The sequence below is a fragment of the Endobacterium cereale genome (genome assembly GCF_009617585.1).
In the GTDB taxonomy this organism is placed as follows: Bacteria; Pseudomonadota; Alphaproteobacteria; order Rhizobiales; family Rhizobiaceae; genus Neorhizobium; species Neorhizobium cereale.
In genome coordinates, this window is the sequence record NZ_WIXI01000022.1 from 68,898 (window position 1) to 86,035 (window position 17,138).

Sequence of the window (17,138 nt, forward strand, 5' to 3'; positions counted from 1 at the left end):
GACAAATGGCGCATCGGCCGATGCCGGATATCTCTGCCCACTGAATTAGTGAAAACCGAATTCATCGGTTGGCGTCATTTTAGGCATTTGACTATTTTTGCGCCGAACCAGTCGAAAAAAATCGATTGTGTTCGCCGGGCAAGTCGAGTGAGATCATCGCATGATCGATCTCAGCACGCATATCTTCACGCCACAGGAAATGAACGCCGTCGACGCTGCCTCGGTGGCATCAGGCATTCCGTTCTTCGACCTGATGGAGCGGGCAGGACAAGCCGTGGCGGCTTCAGCGCTGCGGCTCTATCCTCAAGCACGGCGTTTCGTGGCGTTATGCGGACCCGGCAATAACGGTGGTGACGGATATGTGGCGGCGCGTGCGCTTTGCGAAGCTGGCGCAGTCGTCGCGGTTTTAGAGATGGCAGGCGACACGGCCTTGAAGGGTGATGCACGCCGCGCGGCCTTGGCCTGCCCACTGCAACCGAGCCCCTTGAGCGAATATCGGCCCGAAGCGGGTGACGTTATCATCGATGCGCTTTTCGGCGCGGGCCTGTCGCGCATTCTGTCGGGCGACGTTCAGCAGCTTATTGCCGCGATCAATGATGCCGGGCTGCCCGTCATTGCGGTCGATCTGCCGTCCGGTATATGCGGTCTTCGCGGCAAGGTTCTGGGTAGCGCGCTGCAAGCTACGCGCACGATCACCTTCATGGCCATGAAGCTGGGCCATCTGCTCATGCCCGGGCGGACATTCTGTGGTGAGATTGAAGTTTTCGATATCGGCATTCCGCATCGGACCCTTGCCGCACATGTGGGCAATATCCGGAAAAACCATCCGTCACTTTGGGCGTCCCGTTTGCCGGCACTGGCAGGAGAAACACACAAATACAAACGCGGCCATCTGGTCGTATTCTCCGGTAGCGCCTCGCATACGGGGGCGGCACGCCTTGCGGCGACTGCCGGATCGAAATGCGGCGCCGGTCTCGTGACTGTGGCGTCGCCCCAGGATGCCGTTGCCGTGAATGCCGGCGCCCTGACTGCGGTAATGGTGCGGCAGGTGGAGACACAAGCCGAACTAACCAACTGGCTGGATACGGCAAAAATATCAGCCTGCGTGCTCGGCCCAGGTTTTGGCGTCGGCGAACGGGCGCGTGATTTTGTATCTGTCCTGACCGAAAAACCGCTGGTGCTGGATGCCGACGGGATCACCTCGTTTCGCGACGAGCCAAAACTTCTATTCGACGCATTCGCCGGTGGGGAAACGAAATTGGTGCTAACGCCGCATGAGGGCGAATTTGCACGACTGTTTCCCGACATCGCCGCCGACGAAAACCTCGGAAAGGTGGAAAAGGCGAGGGCGGCGGCCGCACGTTCCAATGCAGTCATTGTCTACAAGGGGGCGGACAGCGTCATCGCCTCGCCGGACGGTCGCGCCTATATCAATTCCAACGCGCCACCATGGCTTGCGACCGCCGGTTCCGGCGACGTATTGGCCGGAATGATCGGCGCCCTGTTGGCGCAGGGCGTCCCGGCATTCGAGGCGGCGGCAGCAGGCGCCTATCTGCATGGAGAGGCTGCACTGAAGGCCGAACCAGGCATGACCGCCGAAGATCTGGCTCAACATGCCAATATTGATCTGACCTGAGGGGCATAAAAATTATTTCAGCAGTTCCGCCATCGCCATAGCACCCTGAGGTGCATTGACCTTGCCTTCATGGATGAAGAAGGCAAACACGTCGCGTGGTTCCTTCTTCACCTTGCGACCGTCGTCCACCAGCGGCAGGTCGGCAGGCACATCGCCGGCAGCCCACGTCTTCAGACGGCTTGCCCAGGTATTCATGTCGTCATCGGCATAACAGGTCGGGATCTCGTCAGATCCCTTCTGCAGCCGAGCATAGACGAAATCGGCAGTGACATCCGCAATCATCGGGTAATCGAAATGGTCGGCGCAGACCGGAGCGATGTTGTATTTTTCGAGAAGCGCCACGAATTCCGGGACCTTAAAACTGTCGTGGCGCACTTCGACGACATGACGCAGAGGCAGACCTTCCAGCTTCTCTGGCAGCAGCTTCAAGAACGCCTCGAAATCGTCCGGCTCGAACTTTTTGGTGGGCGCGAACTGCCAGAGCAGAGGGCCAAGACGGTCGCCCAGTTCGACCAGACCCTGATTGAGGAATTTATCAATCGATTCAGCGGCCTCGCCAAGAATCTTGCGGTTGGTCGTGAAGCGGCTGGCCTTCAGCGAAAAGATAAAGCCATCGGGCACTTCCGAAGCCCATTTGGCGAAGGTTTCCGGTTTCTGCGACCCGTAATAGGTGCCATTGACCTCGATGACCGAGAGCTTGCTGGAGGCATATTCAAGCTGGCGTTTCTTCGTCAGCTTTTCGGGATAAAACGTGCCCTCCCAGGCATCAAACGTCCAGCCGCCGATACCGGTGCGGATCGTACCCGACTTGCTCATCCATGCCTCCCGTTGAGATCTACTCGCGATAGCGTCTGGTGACGGCGGATTACTCCGCCGCCTCAACTTTCTTGGCCGGCCGACGCTCCAGCAATTCCTTCAGGAACTGACCGGTATAGGACCGCTTTTCCTTGACGACCTGTTCGGGCGTGCCCTGCGCAACGATCTCGCCGCCACCGGTGCCGCCTTCAGGACCGATGTCGATGATCCAGTCGGCCGTCTTGATGACCTCGAGATTGTGCTCGATGACGACGACCGAATTGCCCTGGTTGACCAGTTCCTGCAGCATTTCCAGAAGCTTTGCGACGTCGTGGAAATGCAGGCCAGTGGTCGGTTCGTCGAGAATGTAGAGCGTGCGACCGGTGGAACGTTTTGACAGTTCCTTGGCTAGCTTGACGCGCTGCGCCTCGCCACCCGAAAGCGTGTTCGCCTGCTGGCCGACCTTGATGTAACCAAGACCAACCTCAAACAACGCCTGCAGTTTGTCGCGCACGGCAGGCACCGCCGAGAAGAACTCGACGCCTTCCTCGACCGTCATGTCGAGCACGTCGGCGATCGACTTGCCCTTGAAGTGCACGTCCAGCGTTTCGCGATTGTAGCGTTTGCCGTGGCAGACATCGCAGGTGACGTAGACGTCGGGCAGGAAGTGCATTTCGATCTTGATGACGCCATCGCCCTGGCAGGCTTCGCAGCGGCCGCCCTTGACGTTGAAGGAGAAGCGGCCCGGCGCATAACCGCGCGCCTTGGCTTCCGGCAGTCCGGCAAACCAGTCACGGATCGGCGTGAAGGCGCCGGTATAGGTGGCCGGGTTGGAGCGCGGCGTGCGGCCGATCGGCGACTGGTCGATATCGATGACCTTGTCGATATGCTCGAAACCGTCGATGCGGTCGTGCTCGGCCGGGATTTCTCGCGCGCCCATGACGCGACGGGCAGCAGACTTATAGAGCGTCTCGATCAGGAAGGTTGACTTGCCACCGCCCGACACCCCGGTCACGGCGGTAAAGACACCAAGCGGCACAGAAGCGGTCACGTTCTTGAGGTTATTGCCGCGTGCGCCGACAACCTTGATTTCCTTGCCCTTCTTGGGCTTGCGACGTTCCGCCGGCACGGCCACACCGAGTTCGCCCGACAGATATTTGCCGGTCATCGATTTCGGGTTGGCCATGACCTGTTGCGGCGTGCCTTCTGCGATCACCTCGCCGCCATGGATGCCGGCGGCGGGGCCGATATCAACGACGTAATCGGCGGTCAGGATCGCGTCCTCGTCATGTTCGACAACGATGACGGTATTACCGATATCGCGCAGGTGTTTTAGCGTGTCGAGCAGGCGTGCGTTGTCGCGCTGGTGCAGGCCGATCGACGGCTCGTCCAGTACGTAAAGCACTCCGGTCAGCCCGGAGCCGATCTGCGAGGCAAGCCGAATACGCTGGCTTTCACCGCCCGAAAGCGTGCCGGAATTGCGCGACAGGCTCAAATAATCGAGGCCGACGTCGTTCAAAAACTGCAGGCGTTCGCGGATTTCCTTGAGGATGCGGACGGCGATCTCGTTCTGCTTGGCATTCAGGTGCTCGGGCAGAGCCGAAAACCAGTCGCGCGCCACCTTGATCGACATTTCGGTGGTCTGGCCGATATGCAGCTTGTTGATTTTGACGGCCAATGCTTCCGGCTTGAGGCGATAACCGGCGCAGGCCGGGCAGGGTGCCGCCGACATGTAACGCTCGATTTCCTCGCGCGCCCATGCGCTGTCGGTCTCCTTCCAGCGACGTTCGAGGTTCGGCACGATGCCTTCGAACGTCTTGGTCGTTTTATAGGAACGAGCGCCGTCGACGTAGTTGAATTCGATCTTTTCTTCGGTGCCCTTCAGGATCGCTGTCTGCGCATCCTTGGAAAGCTTTTCCCAGCGGTCGGACAGTTTGAAGCCAAAGACCTTTCCGAGGCCTTCGAGCGTCTGGTTGTAATAGGGCGACGAGGATTTTGCCCAAGGTGCGAGCGCGCCGTCCTTCAGCGTGCGGCCGGGTTCCGGCACGATGAGGTTTTCATCCACCTTCTGCTGCGAACCAAGGCCGTCACAGGTCGGGCAGGCGCCAAAAGGGTTGTTAAACGAAAACAGGCGCGGCTCGATTTCCGGAATGGTGAAGCCGGAGACGGGGCAGGCGAATTTTTCCGAAAACAGCACGCGCTCGTGGGTTTCGTTGAGCGACTTGTTTGCGGAACCACCGGCTGCGGTTTCATTGGCAGGCAGGGGCTTGTCGGCAAACTCGGCGACGGCAAGGCCGTCTGCCAGTTTCAGCGAGGTCTCAAGACTGTCTGCCAGACGTGCGGAAATGTCGGAACGGACGACAAGACGGTCCACCACGACGTCGATATCGTGCTTGTATTTCTTGTCGAGCGGCGGCACGTCGGCAATCTCGTAAAACTGACCATCGACCTTCACACGCTGAAAGCCCTTTTTCATCAGTTCGGCGAGTTCCTTTTTATACTCGCCCTTACGACCGCGGATCATTGGCGCCAGAATATAAAGGCGCGTGCCTTCCTCGAACGCCAGAATACGATCGACCATCTGGCTGACGGTCTGGCTTTCGATCGGCAGGCCGGTGGCCGGCGAATAGGGCACACCGACGCGCGCAAACAGCAAGCGCATATAGTCGTAAATCTCGGTGACCGTGCCGACCGTCGAGCGCGGGTTGCGCGAGGTCGTCTTCTGCTCGATCGAGATGGCCGGCGACAGACCTTCAATCTGGTCGACATCCGGCTTCTGCATCATTTCGAGGAACTGCCGGGCATAGGCCGACAGGCTCTCGACATAACGGCGCTGGCCTTCAGCATAGATCGTGTCGAAGGCGAGCGACGATTTGCCCGACCCTGACAGTCCGGTCATCACGATCAGCGAATTTCGCGGAAGATCGAGGTCGATGCCCTTGAGATTGTGTTCACGCGCGCCACGAATGGAGATCGTCTTGAGTTCGCTCATTACCAAAGCCTGATGGGAGGGAAGGCTCCCTATATGGTGATTGATTCGTCTGTGTCGAGATGGAAACGGCGTGGGTTGACGCTCGTTCCCGATTCGTTTGACATGACTATAGGAATTAAATAGAACAAATAAAGAACAATCTTCATGTTGCGCGAATGCCTATGTTTGGCAACATTTCGGGAAATCCTTGTGGATTAAGGGATCGTGAGGGTCCCAAGGCGCCGCGCCTATAGTCTATGGTGCTGGCATTGGATTTTTAAGCCGCGTCCCGTGGCGTAGAAAGTGAGAATATCATGGCAGGTAGCGTCAACAAGGTGATCCTGATCGGCAACGTGGGTGCCGATCCCGAAATCCGCCGGACCCAGGATGGTCGTCCGATCGCCAATCTGCGCATTGCGACGTCGGAAACCTGGCGTGATCGCAATTCCGGCGAGCGCAAGGAAAAGACCGAATGGCACAGCGTCGTCGTTTTTAACGAAGGCCTGTGCAAGGTTGTCGAACAGTATGTGAAAAAGGGTGCCAAGCTCTATATCGAAGGCGCGTTGCAGACCCGCAAATGGCAGGACCAGCAGGGTGCGGATCGTTATTCGACCGAAATCGTGCTGCAGGGGTTCAACTCGACCCTGACCATGCTTGACGGCCGTGGCGAAGGCGGCGGCGATCGTGGCGGTTACAGCGGTGGTGGCGGCGGTGGCCGTGGCAGCTCTGCCGGCGGCAACGATTACGGCGGCGGCGGCGATTTTGGCGGCGGCGATGACTACGGGCGTCCGTCGGGCGGTGGCGGCAATCGTGGCGGCGGTCAGCCTTCCGGCGGCGGCGGTGGTTTCTCCCGCGACCTGGATGATGATATTCCGTTCTGATCTGGAAAGGCGCCGCGAGGCGCCTTTTTCATATCGAAACACTGAGACGGAGAAGTTCGGATGACCGAGACGCAAAGCCCGCAGCCACCAAACGGCACGATTGGAAAGCCGCCGGCCACATGGCGGATCGTGCTGGCCTTCATCCTCGATTTTTTCACAATCTTCTGGATCGCAGGTCTTGGTGTGGCATTTGTTTTAGGTGGCACGACCGAAAACGGTTTCAGCCTGAACGGCCTTCCGGCGCTTTTGTGCTTTGCCCTGATGATCGCGTATTTCGTCGTGTTCAATCGCTATCTCGGCGGCACGATCTGGAAGCGCATTCTCAGAGCCAAACGGACAGACCGCTGATGCCTGACGCAACGTCATGACGTCGCGTCAGATGAACGCCCGTTCGCTCACAGATCGAAGGCCGAGCGAATGCCGTCGACGGCGAACTGTACCGACAGTGCTGCCAGAATGACGCCGAGCAATCGGGTCAGCAGCGCGCGGCCGGTTACGCCGAGAAAACGGTCGAGGGCAGGGGCGATCATAAGCGCTGCAAACACCGCGGCCATGGCGACGGCGAGAATGCCTATCAAGATAGCGCGGTCGAGTGGCGCGCTGAAGCTACCGGCCAGAAGCACGGTGGCGGAAATTGCACCGGGACCGGAAATCAGCGGCAGCGCCAGCGGAAAGATCGCGATATTGCGGATGTGATCGACCGTCATGGCCGTTTCGGACGTCTTTTCCTTGCGATCATTGCGGCGCTCGAAAATCATCTCGAAGGCGATCCAGAACAACAATATGCCGCCGGCGATGCGGAAAGCGCCCATGGAAATACCGAGGAAACCGAGCAATTGCGCGCCGACCAGCGCAAAGCCGGCAAGAATGCCGAAAGCGGTGACCGTGCCGAGCATGGCGACATGGCGACGCTGGGCCGCGTCCATGCCGACGGTAAGGCCGACGAAGAGCGGCGCCAGGCCCGGTGGGTCGAGCGTGACCAGCAGCGTCGTCAATGCATTCAGGATCGTGTCGATTGTCACCATTTCAGCAATATTCCCGCATGCTTGCCGTTAAACTGAAACCTTGTTAGGACAACCGCAGCACGGAGAAAACCCCGATCGCGGGCGATCTTCTTGGATGATGACGGCATATGCCGCCTATAAGCCGTAAAAGCCTGTTCACAACAGGTTCGAAAATTGGCGTTGGCGGCAGCCTTCGGCTATAAAACGTCAACTGATTCCGAACAGGATCCTAATCGATTTGACTGATCAAAGCACACCCGGCGGCGGAAAGCTGCCACCAGGCATCGAACCCATTTCGATCATGGAGGAAATGCAGCGGTCCTACCTCGATTACGCGATGAGCGTTATCGTCAGCCGCGCGCTTCCCGACGTCCGTGACGGCCTCAAGCCGGTGCATCGTCGTATCCTTTACGGGATGAACGAGCTGGGCCTCGACTGGAACAAGAAATACGTCAAGAGCGCCCGCGTGACCGGTGACGTGATGGGTAAGTACCATCCGCACGGCGACTCGGCGATCTATGACGCCTTGGCCCGTATGGCGCAGGACTGGTCTTTGCGGTTGCCGCTGATCGATGGTCAGGGCAATTTCGGCTCGATCGACGGTGATCCGCCGGCTGCACAGCGCTATACCGAGTGCCGCCTGGAAAAGGTCTCGCATGCGCTGCTCGATGACCTTGACAAGGAAACCGTCGACTTCCGCGACAACTACGACGGCACCATGTCGGAGCCCGTCGTGGTTCCGGCAAAATTCCCGAACCTACTGGTAAATGGCGCGGGCGGTATCGCGGTTGGCATGGCCACCAATATTCCGCCGCACAATCTGAGCGAAGTCATCAACGGCTGTATCGCGCTTATTGATAACCCGGCTATCGAACTGCCTGAAATGATGGAAATCATTCCCGGTCCGGACTTCCCGACCGGCGCGATGATTCTGGGCAAGAACGGCATTCGTTCTGCCTACGAAACCGGCCGTGGTTCGGTGATGATGCGTGGCCTTGCCACCATCGAGCCGATGCGCGGCGATCGTGAGCAGATCATCATCACCGAAGTTCCCTATCAGGTGAACAAGGCGACGATGATCGAAAAGATGGCCGAACTGGTCAAGGAGAAGCGCGTCGAGGGTATTTCCGACCTGCGCGACGAGTCCGACCGCCAGGGTTATCGCGTTGTCATCGAGCTGAAGCGCGATGCCAATGCCGACGTCATCCTGAACCAGCTTTATCGCTATACGCCGCTGCAGACCTCGTTTGGCTGCAACATGGTGGCGCTGAACGGCGGCAAGCCGGAGCAGATGATCCTGCTCGACATGCTGCGCGCCTTCGTTTCCTTCCGCGAGGAAGTCGTTAGCCGGCGTACAAAGTATCTTCTGCGCAAGGCGCGCGAACGCGCCCACGTCTTGGTCGGTCTGGCGATTGCTGTCGCCAACATCGACGAAGTCATCGCGCTGATCCGTCGTGCGCCTGATCCGGCGACCGCCCGCGAGCAGCTGATGACCCGCCGCTGGCCAGCCCATGACGTCGAGCCGCTGATCCGCCTGATCGACGACCCGCGTCACAAGATCAACGATGATGCGACCTACAATCTTTCCGAAGAGCAGGCACGCGCCATTCTTGAACTGCGTCTGGCCCGCCTGACGGCACTCGGCCGCGATGAAATCGCCGACGAGTTGAACAAGATCGGCGCCGAGATCAGCGATTATCTCGATATCCTGTCTTCGCGTGTTCGCATCCAGACGATCGTCAAGGCCGAGCTTGCTGCCGTTCGTGACGAATTCGGCACGCCACGCCGCACCCAGATCATGGATGCCGGCCTCGACATGGACGATGAAGACCTCATCGCCCGCGAAGACATGGTCGTTACCGTTTCGCATCTCGGCTATATCAAGCGCGTACCGCTTGCCACGTATCGCGCCCAGCGTCGCGGCGGCAAGGGCCGTTCCGGCATGGCGACGCGCGACGAGGACTTTGTATCGCGCCTGTTCGTGGTCAACACGCATACGCCGGTGCTGTTCTTCTCCTCGCGTGGCATCGTCTACAAGGAAAAGGTCTACCGTCTGCCGATCGGCACGCCTCAGTCTCGCGGCAAGGCCCTGATCAACATGCTGCCGCTGGAAGCCGGCGAACGCATTACCACGATCATGCCGCTGCCCGAGGACGAAGCGACCTGGGAAAACCTCGACGTGATGTTCGCAACGACACGCGGCACGGTTCGCCGCAACAAGCTGTCGGACTTCGTGCAGGTCAACCGCAACGGCAAGATTGCCATGAAGCTTGAGGAAGAGGGTGACGAAATCCTCTCCGTCGAGACCTGCACGGCGCCCAACCACGATCTCGCAATTCCGGGCGACGACGTGCTGCTGACGACCGCGCTCGGTCAGGCGATCCGCTTCCCGGTCGATGAGGTCCGCGTGTTTGCCGGCCGCAACTCGATCGGCGTACGCGGCATCAATATGGCTGATGGCGACCGCATCATCTCGATGACGATCGTTGGCCACGTCGATGCCGAGCCGTGGGAGCGTGCTGCCTACCTCAAGCGTTCAGCCACTGAGCGCCGTGCCGCCGGTGTCGATGAGGACGATATCGCTCTCGTCGGCGAGGAAGTGGTGGAAGAAGGACAGCTGTCCGACGAACGCTACGAATACCTCAAGGAGCACGAGCAGTTCGTTCTGACCGTTTCCGAAAAGGGCTTTGGCAAGCGTTCTTCGTCTTATGACTTCCGTACCTCGGGTCGTGGCGGTAAGGGTATCCGTGCCACCGACACCTCGAAGACCGCGGAAATCGGCGAACAGGTTGCTCTGTTCCCGATCGAGGACAAGGACCAGATCATGCTCGTCACCGATGGTGGCGTTCTGATCCGAGTACCGGTCGACGGTATCCGCATCGCCAGCCGCGCCACCAAGGGCGTCACCATCTTCTCCACCGGCAAGGGCGAGAAGGTCGTATCGGTCGAGCGCATCAGCGAGCCGGAAGGCGAAGAGGAAGAGGGCGACGTGCCGGGTGAAATCACCACCGAGGGCGGCGCCATCACCGAGGCGCCGGAAGGCGGAGCCCCAGAGGGCGACGCACCGAGCGAAGAATAAGAAGCAAAGGCCGGGAGAAATCCCGGCCTTTTTCGTTGAAGATCATGCCAAATGACGCCGGAGACTTTTCTCAAGTTTTTGGCGCCGATCGGAACCGTTGGAGGCTTTTATCTGCTGGTCCGGTGCATAGTCGGTCTGGTTCGGCTCGGCTCACCTGACGTGCGAGAGCGCTTCCCGGCCGGCTCTGAACCGAAGAGAGTGACGCTGCCGAGGGCAGGGCGTTATCTCATCAGCGTCGTGGCGCCACCGTTCACCGTCATCCCGGGCACCGCGCATTTTTCGCCATCCGTGATGCGTCATCAAGAGCAATGATCGACTATCATGGCTCAAGGTTGGCGATGATGCAGGTCCAGCGAACGGACATGAGTGGCCGCAAGTCTATCGCGCTTGGACGCTTCGATTGCACAGCACCCGGAGACTATGAGGTTCTCTGCCTGGATCCGGACAAGATCCGTTCCAGTTTCCTGCTGGAAGTTTCGCCGCATATTTCGGCGATAAAATTCCTGCCCCTCATTCTCGGCACAATCGCATCCTTCGGCATGGCCGGCGGCGGATTGATTTTTATGGTCGTCTGGATAGCGGGAAAAATCTGAAAGGCGTGGCTTTGTTCATGTTACAAACAGCAAAAAAGCCGGGTGAAATTCATCACCCGGCTTTTTTATTCAGAATTGTAGCCTCAGAATGCCCTGTGGCGGCGGGCGAATTCCTCGATATCCTCACGCTCTCGACCGAGCTCGGCAATCGAGGACACGACTGTGGCGACAAACATGGTGCTGATCAGCCCGGCAAGAACTGTCATGGTCAAGAACATCTCATACCTTCCCGGGCTTTAAAAGCCTCAGTAGTAGGAGACGCCCTGGTAAGTACCGGTCATCTCCGTGTAATTGGTCGGAGCCGTATCGGACTTGTCGTTGTAGAGAGTTACAGTTGCAGTCATCATGACTGCGATCATTGCGGTCCATACGATGCTGATCATGGTGATCTTGTCAGGCATGGCCGAATTTTTCTTCGCAAACATCTCCGCAATTCCTTCTATTCTCTGAACGTGCGATGAGCACGCTGGTTCCGCATTGTTGAGGAAGTTTTAACACTCCCCCTCTGAAGCCTCCCTGAAGAGGTCGTTCATCTGGCGTTCAGGATTCAAATCTCTCTGGCGTCGTCGAGGTCCACGGTGAGGACCAGTTCGGCCAGAAGCGAGAGGCCGATGGCGATAGCGACAAGAACAACCAGCATGTATTTACTCCTGTTGCGGGACCCGGGGACCGTTCCCCTCCGTCTCTGCAGGGTGGATAAAAACATGTGAGCCCTGAAACCACCTTGAACAGCGCGTTCATTTGCCGTTCAGGCGCTGGCCGCCTTGCGATTGACCGCCGACCGTGACAAAAGGCGGTGACTTTATAACGGTTTTGGCACTGAAACGCTGAAGACACGATGACCACTGCTTTTTATCCGGGATCGTTCGATCCGATGACCAATGGCCACCTCGATGTGCTTTTGCAGGCGATGAAGGTCGCCGGCACGGTCGTCGTCGGTATCGGCGTTCATCCGGGCAAGACGCCGCTGTTCACGTTCGAGGAGAGGGCGGAACTGATCCGCCGCTCATTGGATCAGGCGCTGCCGGAAAAGGCCGATGGTGTTTCGGTCGTCAGTTTCGATGGTCTCGTCATCAACGCGGCACGCGACCATGGCGCCAGCCTGCTGATCCGCGGCCTGCGGGATGGTACGGACCTCGATTATGAAATGCAGATGGCCGGCATGAACGCGCAGATGGCGCCCGACGTGCAGACGGTTTTCCTGCCGGCCGGCATTGCATCGCGGCCCATAACCGCCACATTGGTCCGACAGATCGCCTCCATGGGCGGCGATGTCAGCACCTTCGTGCCGGCAGCCGTTCATGAAGCCCTGAATACCAAGCTTAAACGCTGATCGTTTATCAAACGGAGCCCAGGATGAAACTTCTTCACCTTGCCCTTGCCGGCGCCATGATGGCCGCTTCTTTCGCAGCGCCTGTCCTGACCACATCCGCGCTTGCCGCCGATGCCAACACCATGACCATCCAGCTGAAGGATGGCCCGGTCGTCGTCCAACTTATGCCGGAACTGGCACCGAAACACGTCAAGCAGATCAAGGAACTCGCATCCAAGGGCGAATACGACAATGTCGTGTTTCACCGCGTGATCGACGGTTTCATGGCCCAGACCGGTGACGTCGAGTTTGGCAAGCAGGGCGGAAAAAGCTTTGCACCGTCGCGCGCCGGCATGGGTGGTTCCGCACTGCCGGATATCCCGGCCGAATTTTCGCGCACGCCGTTCGAGCGTGGCGTGCTCGGCATGGCCCGTTCACAGAGCCCGAATTCGGCGAACTCGCAATTTTTCATCATGTTCACCAAATACCCAAGCCTTGACGGCCAATACACGGTCGTCGGCAAGGTCGTGTCCGGCATGGAAAATGTCGACAAAATCAAGAAGGGCGCCGGCAGCAATGGCGAGGTCACCGACCCCGACCGCATGCTGAAGGTCACCGTGGGCAAATAAATCCGCCAATAAAGATGCATATCGGGTGAAAACCCCAACCAAGGAGAAAGACATGGCCGAGATCAAAGATCCGGAAAACACCATCATCATGGAAACCACCAAGGGCAAGGTCGTCATCCAGCTTCTGCCGGATCTCGCACCTGAGCACGTCGCACGCATCAAGGAACTTGCGCGCGAAAAGGCCTATGACGGCGTTGTTTTCCACCGCGTCATTCCCGACTTCATGGCCCAGACCGGCGACGTCAAGTTCGGCAAGAAGGGCGGCGAGAGCTTCAACCCGTCACGCGCCGGCATGGGCGGCTCCGAAAAGCCGGACCTGAAGGCTGAGTTTTCGGCTGTATCGCACGTGCGCGGTACCTGCTCGATGGCCCGTTCGCAGAACCCGAACTCCGCCAACTCGCAGTTCTTCATCTGCTTCACCGACGCTCCGTGGCTGAACAAGCAGTATTCCGTCTGGGGCCAGGTCATCGAAGGCATGGATTTCATCGACCAGATCAAGAAGGGCGAGCCTGTTCAGGATCCCGACTCGATCGTATCCGTCCGCGTTGCAGCCGACGCTGCAGCCTGATTTTTCAAGACGATAGATCTATCAGAAACGCCCCGGCGACGGATCGGGGCGTTTCGCTTTTTCGGAAAGGCCCCGGACGGTGCGTGTAGACCTGTTCGATTTCGATCTCCCCGACGACAATATCGCATTGCGGCCTGCCAATCCGCGTGACAGCGCGCGGCTGCTTGTCGTCAAGCCGGGGAACCACCCGGAGCTTGCCGACCATGTCGTGCGCGATCTCGTGGATTTCCTGCAGCCCGGCGACGCGCTTGTTTTCAACGACACGAAGGTTATTCCGGCCCAGCTGGAAGGCATCCGCCACCGCGAAGGTGCCGGAGGTCAGCAGGTGTCTGCCACGCTGCACATGCGTACCGAGCCGGATGTATGGAAAGCGTTTGCCAAGCCGGGAAAACGCATCAAGATCGGCGACCGGATCGAATTCGGGCAATCCGATGCCAATACCTGCCTTCTCGGTTCGCTGATGGCGACGGTCGAGGAAAAAGGCGAGGGCGGCGAAGTTACATTGCGCTTCGATCTCTCGGGCCCGGCGCTTGATGAGGCGATCATGGGATCGGGCCATATTCCGCTGCCGCCCTATATCGCCGCCAAACGACCGGAAGACGAGCAGGACCGCAAGGACTACCAGACGATTTATGCCCGCGAGGAAGGCGCCGTTGCAGCGCCCACCGCCGGCCTGCATTTCACTCCCGACCTGTCTGCGCGCCTCGACGCTGCCGGGATCGAACGGCATTTTGTGACGCTGCATGTCGGCGCCGGCACGTTTTTGCCGGTCAAGGCCGATGATACCGACGACCACAAGATGCACCTTGAAATCGGCCATGTTAGCGCCAAGACCGCGAAAGCCCTTAATGACGTCAAGGCGAGGGGCGGGCGCATCGTCTGTGTCGGCACTACGTCGCTGCGGCTGATCGAAAGCGCTGCCTCCGACGATGGTCGCGTTCATGCCTGGAGCGACGCCACGGGTATCTTCATCACGCCCGGTTATCGTTTCAAGGCAGTCGACCTGTTGATGACCAATTTCCACCTGCCGAAATCGACGCTGATGATGCTGGTCTCCGCCTTTGCCGGGCTGGAAACCATGCAGCGCGCTTACGCCCACGCGATCGACACCGGCTACCGTTTCTATTCCTATGGCGATTCCAGCCTGCTGCACCGGATGCCCCGATGACCGAAAACTTTAAGTTCACCCTCAAGGCCACCAACGGCGGCGCCCGTCTTGGCGAAGTCTCTATGCCCAGAGGCACGATCCGCACGCCGGCCTTCATGCCGGTCGGCACGGTCGGCACCGTCAAGGCGATGTATCTGGATCAGGTGAAGGACACCGGCGCCGATATCATTCTCGGCAACACCTATCACCTGATGCTGCGACCGGGTGCGGAGCGCGTGGCGCGCCTCGGCGGGTTGCACAAGCTGATCCGCTGGGATGGTCCGATCCTCACCGATTCGGGCGGGTTTCAGGTCATGTCGTTGTCCGGTCTTCGCAAGCTTGATGAGCAGGGCGTGACTTTCAAGAGCCATGTCGACGGTTCACTCCATCACATGTCGCCTGAGCGCTCGATCGAGATCCAGGGCTTGCTGGGCTCGGATATCCAGATGCAGCTCGACGAGTGCGTGGCACTGCCTGCGGAACCGAAGGAGATCGAGCGGGCGATGGAAATGTCGTTGCGCTGGGCCGAGCGCTGCCGCGTTGCCTTTGGTGAGCAGGCCGGCAAGGCGATGTTCGGCATCGTGCAGGGTGGTGACATTCCGGCTTTGCGTATCCGCTCCGCCGAAGGCCTGAAGCAGCTGGACCTCAAGGGTTACGCGGTCGGCGGTCTCGCTGTCGGCGAACCGCAGGATGTGATGCTGTCCATGCTGGAGACTACGCTGCCAGTGTTGCCGACCGAAAAGCCACGTTACCTGATGGGCGTCGGCACACCGGACGATATCCTGAAGTCGGTGGCGCGCGGCATCGACATGTTTGACTGCGTCATGCCGACCCGTTCCGGCCGCCATGGCCTTGCCTTCACGCGCCGTGGCCGCGTCAATATCCGCAATGCCCGCCACGCCGAGGACATGCGCCCACTCGACGAGGAATCGAGCTGCCCTGCCGCCCGCGATTATTCGCGCGCCTATCTGCACCACCTCGTCCGCTCGGATGAGGCGCTGGGCGGCATGCTGCTGTCGTGGAACAACCTTCACTATTATCAGGACCTGATGAAGGGCATCCGCCAGTCGATCGCTGAAGGCCGCTTTGAAGACTTCTATGCAGAGGCGCAGGAAAGCTGGGCCAAGGGCGATATCGACAAGCTCTGAGGAGATTTGGTGGCGTGAACGGAGAAGGCGATGAGGATGAACAGGAACAGCCGACCGGCGTGACGCCGCGCATGCTGGCCTGGTCACGCAATTCCACCCTCTATCGCCTGTCGCGCCGGATGATGTCTGAGCGCGAGCTTTCCGACGCCATCAAGCGCAAGGCAAAGCAGAAATTCGAGGATATTTCCGACGAAGATTTGCGGGTGCTTGCCACATCGGCCCTCGAATTCGGCAAGACGCTTGGCGCCTTGAATGATCAGAACTATGCCGAGACGAAAGTCCGATCCGGGGTGCGCGGCGGGCGTTCGAAACGGATGATCCAGCGGAAACTGCAGGAAAAGGGCATCGATGCCGAGACCGCTTCGATAGCGCTTGAGGATGCAGATGACCCGCGAGCTGCCTTGGCCTATGCCCGCAAGCGCGGTTTTGGACCTTATCGGCGTGACGAAGCGGACGAGAAGCGGATCACCAAAGAGCTTTCCTCACTGGCGAGGCAAGGGTTCAGCCTTGAGATCTGCCGTCGGGTTGTCGCCCTTGATCGCGATGAAGCAGACGAGATGATGGTGGGGGCCACCTTCTAGAGTCTGTCCGGGCTAGATTGGCGCGAAAGAGACGGAGCATGTCAAAAACAAGTCGTCTGTTTGAAATGATTGCCGTCCTGCGCGCCCGCAGGAGGCCCGTCACCGCCATCGAACTTGCGCGCGAACTGGATGTGTCCGAGCGCAGCATTTACCGCGATATCGAAACACTGCGCTCGCTGGGTGCTCCCGTCGATGGGCAGGCGGGTGTTGGATACGTCCTCAGCGAAGGTTTTTTCCTTCCGCAGTTCGCATTTTCACCAGAGGAATTGGATGCGTTGGTGCTTGGCCTGGGCTGGGTGCAACAACGCGCCGATCCTGCATTGGCGCGATCCAGCGAAAGCGCCCTGGCAAAGGTTCTTTCCGCCCGAAGCGACGGGCCTGCGCAGACCAATGAAGCACCGGCGCTCGTCGCCGCCTCGGCGTCTGAGCGCGGGGATTCCCCGCAGGCAGCCATGTTGCGCGATGCGATCCGTCGTCAGCGAAAAGTGGCGATCGATTATGAAGACGCGCAGGGCTCGTGGTCGGAGCGCACCATCTGGCCCATTGCCATCGTTTATTTCGATCACGTGCGCGTATTGGCGGCCTGGTGCGAAAAGCGATCGGCCTTCCGCCACTTCCGCGTCGATCGCTTGCAGGTGACGGCGATTTCGGAGGAACGTTACCCGGGGCGGCGCCAATCGCTCGTAACGCGGTGGCAACAACAGGACCGTGATTGGCGTTCGATCCTGACAGTTTCTGACAAGGCTGTGCGCTAGGAATTGGCTAGCGCACTCACTTTGGGTGCATGGTCAAAG

17 protein-coding genes are annotated in these 17,138 nt (G+C 59.2%); 12 read left to right on the top strand and 5 right to left on the bottom strand.

What is annotated here, in order from left to right; genetic code table 11:
* The first annotated feature begins 160 nt into the window (after window positions 1-160).
* Window positions 161-1,636: an NAD(P)H-hydrate dehydratase gene (locus GAO09_RS00575; RefSeq protein ID WP_153352136.1), complete on the top strand. Its 1,476-nt coding sequence runs from the start codon at window positions 161-163 to the stop codon at window positions 1,634-1,636.
* Between the two features lie 12 nt (window positions 1,637-1,648).
* On the opposite strand, the gene GAO09_RS00580 is transcribed toward GAO09_RS00575, so the two are convergent.
* Together GAO09_RS00580 and uvrA are read right to left on the bottom strand one after the other, a co-directional pair.
* The gene (locus GAO09_RS00580) at window positions 1,649-2,452 is read right to left on the bottom strand and encodes a DUF72 domain-containing protein (protein ID WP_153352137.1); all 804 of its coding nucleotides are present in this window, start codon (window positions 2,450-2,452) and stop codon (window positions 1,649-1,651) included.
* A gap of 49 nt (window positions 2,453-2,501) precedes the next feature.
* Window positions 2,502-5,423: an excinuclease ABC subunit UvrA gene (gene uvrA / locus GAO09_RS00585; protein WP_153352138.1), complete on the bottom strand. Its 2,922-nt coding sequence runs from the start codon at window positions 5,421-5,423 to the stop codon at window positions 2,502-2,504.
* 293 nt (window positions 5,424-5,716) lie between these two features.
* Here uvrA and GAO09_RS00590 point away from each other — a divergent pair, with 293 nt between their 5' ends.
* Both GAO09_RS00590 and GAO09_RS00595 read left to right on the top strand, forming a co-directional pair.
* Entirely contained in the window at window positions 5,717-6,283 is a 567-nt protein-coding gene (locus GAO09_RS00590) for a single-stranded DNA-binding protein (RefSeq protein ID WP_153352139.1), read from the top strand.
* Between the two features lie 60 nt (window positions 6,284-6,343).
* The gene (locus GAO09_RS00595; protein ID WP_153352140.1) at window positions 6,344-6,631 is read left to right on the top strand and encodes an RDD family protein; all 288 of its coding nucleotides are present in this window, start codon (window positions 6,344-6,346) and stop codon (window positions 6,629-6,631) included.
* Window positions 6,632-6,678: 47 nt separating this feature from the next.
* On the opposite strand, the gene GAO09_RS00600 is transcribed toward GAO09_RS00595, so the two are convergent.
* On the bottom strand, window positions 6,679-7,308 hold the full coding sequence (locus tag GAO09_RS00600) for a MarC family protein (protein ID WP_153352141.1): 630 nt from the start codon (window positions 7,306-7,308) through the stop codon (window positions 6,679-6,681).
* Between the two features lie 217 nt (window positions 7,309-7,525).
* Between GAO09_RS00600 and gyrA the strand changes: the two genes are divergently transcribed.
* Window positions 7,526-10,366: a DNA gyrase subunit A gene (gene gyrA / locus GAO09_RS00605; protein WP_153352142.1), complete on the top strand. Its 2,841-nt coding sequence runs from the start codon at window positions 7,526-7,528 to the stop codon at window positions 10,364-10,366.
* A 362-nt stretch (window positions 10,367-10,728) separates the two neighbouring features.
* Window positions 10,729-10,959 (top strand): hypothetical protein, encoded by a 231-nt coding sequence (locus GAO09_RS00610; RefSeq protein WP_153352143.1) that lies wholly within the window; start codon window positions 10,729-10,731, stop codon window positions 10,957-10,959.
* Window positions 10,960-11,042: 83 nt separating this feature from the next.
* Here the strand turns inward: GAO09_RS00610 and GAO09_RS30215 are convergent, their stop codons facing one another.
* Together GAO09_RS30215 and GAO09_RS00615 are read right to left on the bottom strand one after the other, a co-directional pair.
* Window positions 11,043-11,171, bottom strand: a complete 129-nt coding sequence (locus GAO09_RS30215; RefSeq protein WP_274379745.1) for a hypothetical protein — start codon at window positions 11,169-11,171, stop codon at window positions 11,043-11,045.
* A gap of 33 nt (window positions 11,172-11,204) precedes the next feature.
* Window positions 11,205-11,384 carry a hypothetical protein gene (locus GAO09_RS00615; RefSeq protein WP_153352144.1) on the bottom strand — a complete coding sequence of 60 codons (180 nt, stop codon included), beginning with the start codon at window positions 11,382-11,384 and terminating at the stop codon, window positions 11,205-11,207.
* Between the two features lie 413 nt (window positions 11,385-11,797).
* Here GAO09_RS00615 and coaD point away from each other — a divergent pair, with 413 nt between their 5' ends.
* From coaD to GAO09_RS00650, 7 genes are all read left to right on the top strand, one after another.
* Entirely contained in the window at window positions 11,798-12,292 is a 495-nt protein-coding gene (gene coaD / locus GAO09_RS00620; protein ID WP_153352145.1) for a pantetheine-phosphate adenylyltransferase, read from the top strand.
* Window positions 12,293-12,315: 23 nt separating this feature from the next.
* Window positions 12,316-12,900 carry a peptidylprolyl isomerase gene (locus GAO09_RS00625; RefSeq protein WP_153352146.1) on the top strand — a complete coding sequence of 195 codons (585 nt, stop codon included), beginning with the start codon at window positions 12,316-12,318 and terminating at the stop codon, window positions 12,898-12,900.
* Between the two features lie 52 nt (window positions 12,901-12,952).
* Window positions 12,953-13,468, top strand: a complete 516-nt coding sequence (locus tag GAO09_RS00630; protein WP_153352147.1) for a peptidylprolyl isomerase — start codon at window positions 12,953-12,955, stop codon at window positions 13,466-13,468.
* A gap of 79 nt (window positions 13,469-13,547) precedes the next feature.
* On the top strand, window positions 13,548-14,636 hold the full coding sequence (queA, locus tag GAO09_RS00635) for a tRNA preQ1(34) S-adenosylmethionine ribosyltransferase-isomerase QueA (RefSeq protein WP_338015034.1): 1,089 nt from the start codon (window positions 13,548-13,550) through the stop codon (window positions 14,634-14,636).
* A complete protein-coding gene (tgt, locus tag GAO09_RS00640; protein WP_153352148.1) occupies window positions 14,633-15,763 on the top strand; it encodes a tRNA guanosine(34) transglycosylase Tgt in 1,131 nt (376 codons plus the stop codon). Before queA ends, tgt begins: the two co-directional genes overlap by 4 nt.
* A 14-nt stretch (window positions 15,764-15,777) precedes the next feature.
* Window positions 15,778-16,344, top strand: a complete 567-nt coding sequence (locus tag GAO09_RS00645; RefSeq protein WP_324184724.1) for a regulatory protein RecX — start codon at window positions 15,778-15,780, stop codon at window positions 16,342-16,344.
* 38 nt (window positions 16,345-16,382) lie between these two features.
* Window positions 16,383-17,099 (top strand): helix-turn-helix transcriptional regulator, encoded by a 717-nt coding sequence (locus GAO09_RS00650; RefSeq protein WP_153352149.1) that lies wholly within the window; start codon window positions 16,383-16,385, stop codon window positions 17,097-17,099.
* Window positions 17,100-17,138 lie beyond the last annotated feature (39 nt).

Coding starts and splice junctions, on each gene's coding strand:
- GAO09_RS00575 (WP_153352136.1), top strand. CDS start 161: ATGATCGATCTCAGCACGCATATCTTCACGCCACAGGAAATGAACGCC.
- GAO09_RS00580 (WP_153352137.1), bottom strand. CDS start 2,452: ATGAGCAAGTCGGGTACGATCCGCACCGGTATCGGCGGCTGGACGTTT.
- uvrA (WP_153352138.1), bottom strand. CDS start 5,423: ATGAGCGAACTCAAGACGATCTCCATTCGTGGCGCGCGTGAACACAAT.
- GAO09_RS00590 (WP_153352139.1), top strand. CDS start 5,717: ATGGCAGGTAGCGTCAACAAGGTGATCCTGATCGGCAACGTGGGTGCC.
- GAO09_RS00595 (WP_153352140.1), top strand. CDS start 6,344: ATGACCGAGACGCAAAGCCCGCAGCCACCAAACGGCACGATTGGAAAG.
- GAO09_RS00600 (WP_153352141.1), bottom strand. CDS start 7,308: ATGGTGACAATCGACACGATCCTGAATGCATTGACGACGCTGCTGGTC.
- GAO09_RS00610 (WP_153352143.1), top strand. CDS start 10,729: ATGAGTGGCCGCAAGTCTATCGCGCTTGGACGCTTCGATTGCACAGCA.
- GAO09_RS00615 (WP_153352144.1), bottom strand. CDS start 11,384: ATGTTTGCGAAGAAAAATTCGGCCATGCCTGACAAGATCACCATGATC.
- coaD (WP_153352145.1), top strand. CDS start 11,798: ATGACCACTGCTTTTTATCCGGGATCGTTCGATCCGATGACCAATGGC.
- GAO09_RS00625 (WP_153352146.1), top strand. CDS start 12,316: ATGAAACTTCTTCACCTTGCCCTTGCCGGCGCCATGATGGCCGCTTCT.
- GAO09_RS00630 (WP_153352147.1), top strand. CDS start 12,953: ATGGCCGAGATCAAAGATCCGGAAAACACCATCATCATGGAAACCACC.
- tgt (WP_153352148.1), top strand. CDS start 14,633: ATGACCGAAAACTTTAAGTTCACCCTCAAGGCCACCAACGGCGGCGCC.
- GAO09_RS00650 (WP_153352149.1), top strand. CDS start 16,383: ATGTCAAAAACAAGTCGTCTGTTTGAAATGATTGCCGTCCTGCGCGCC.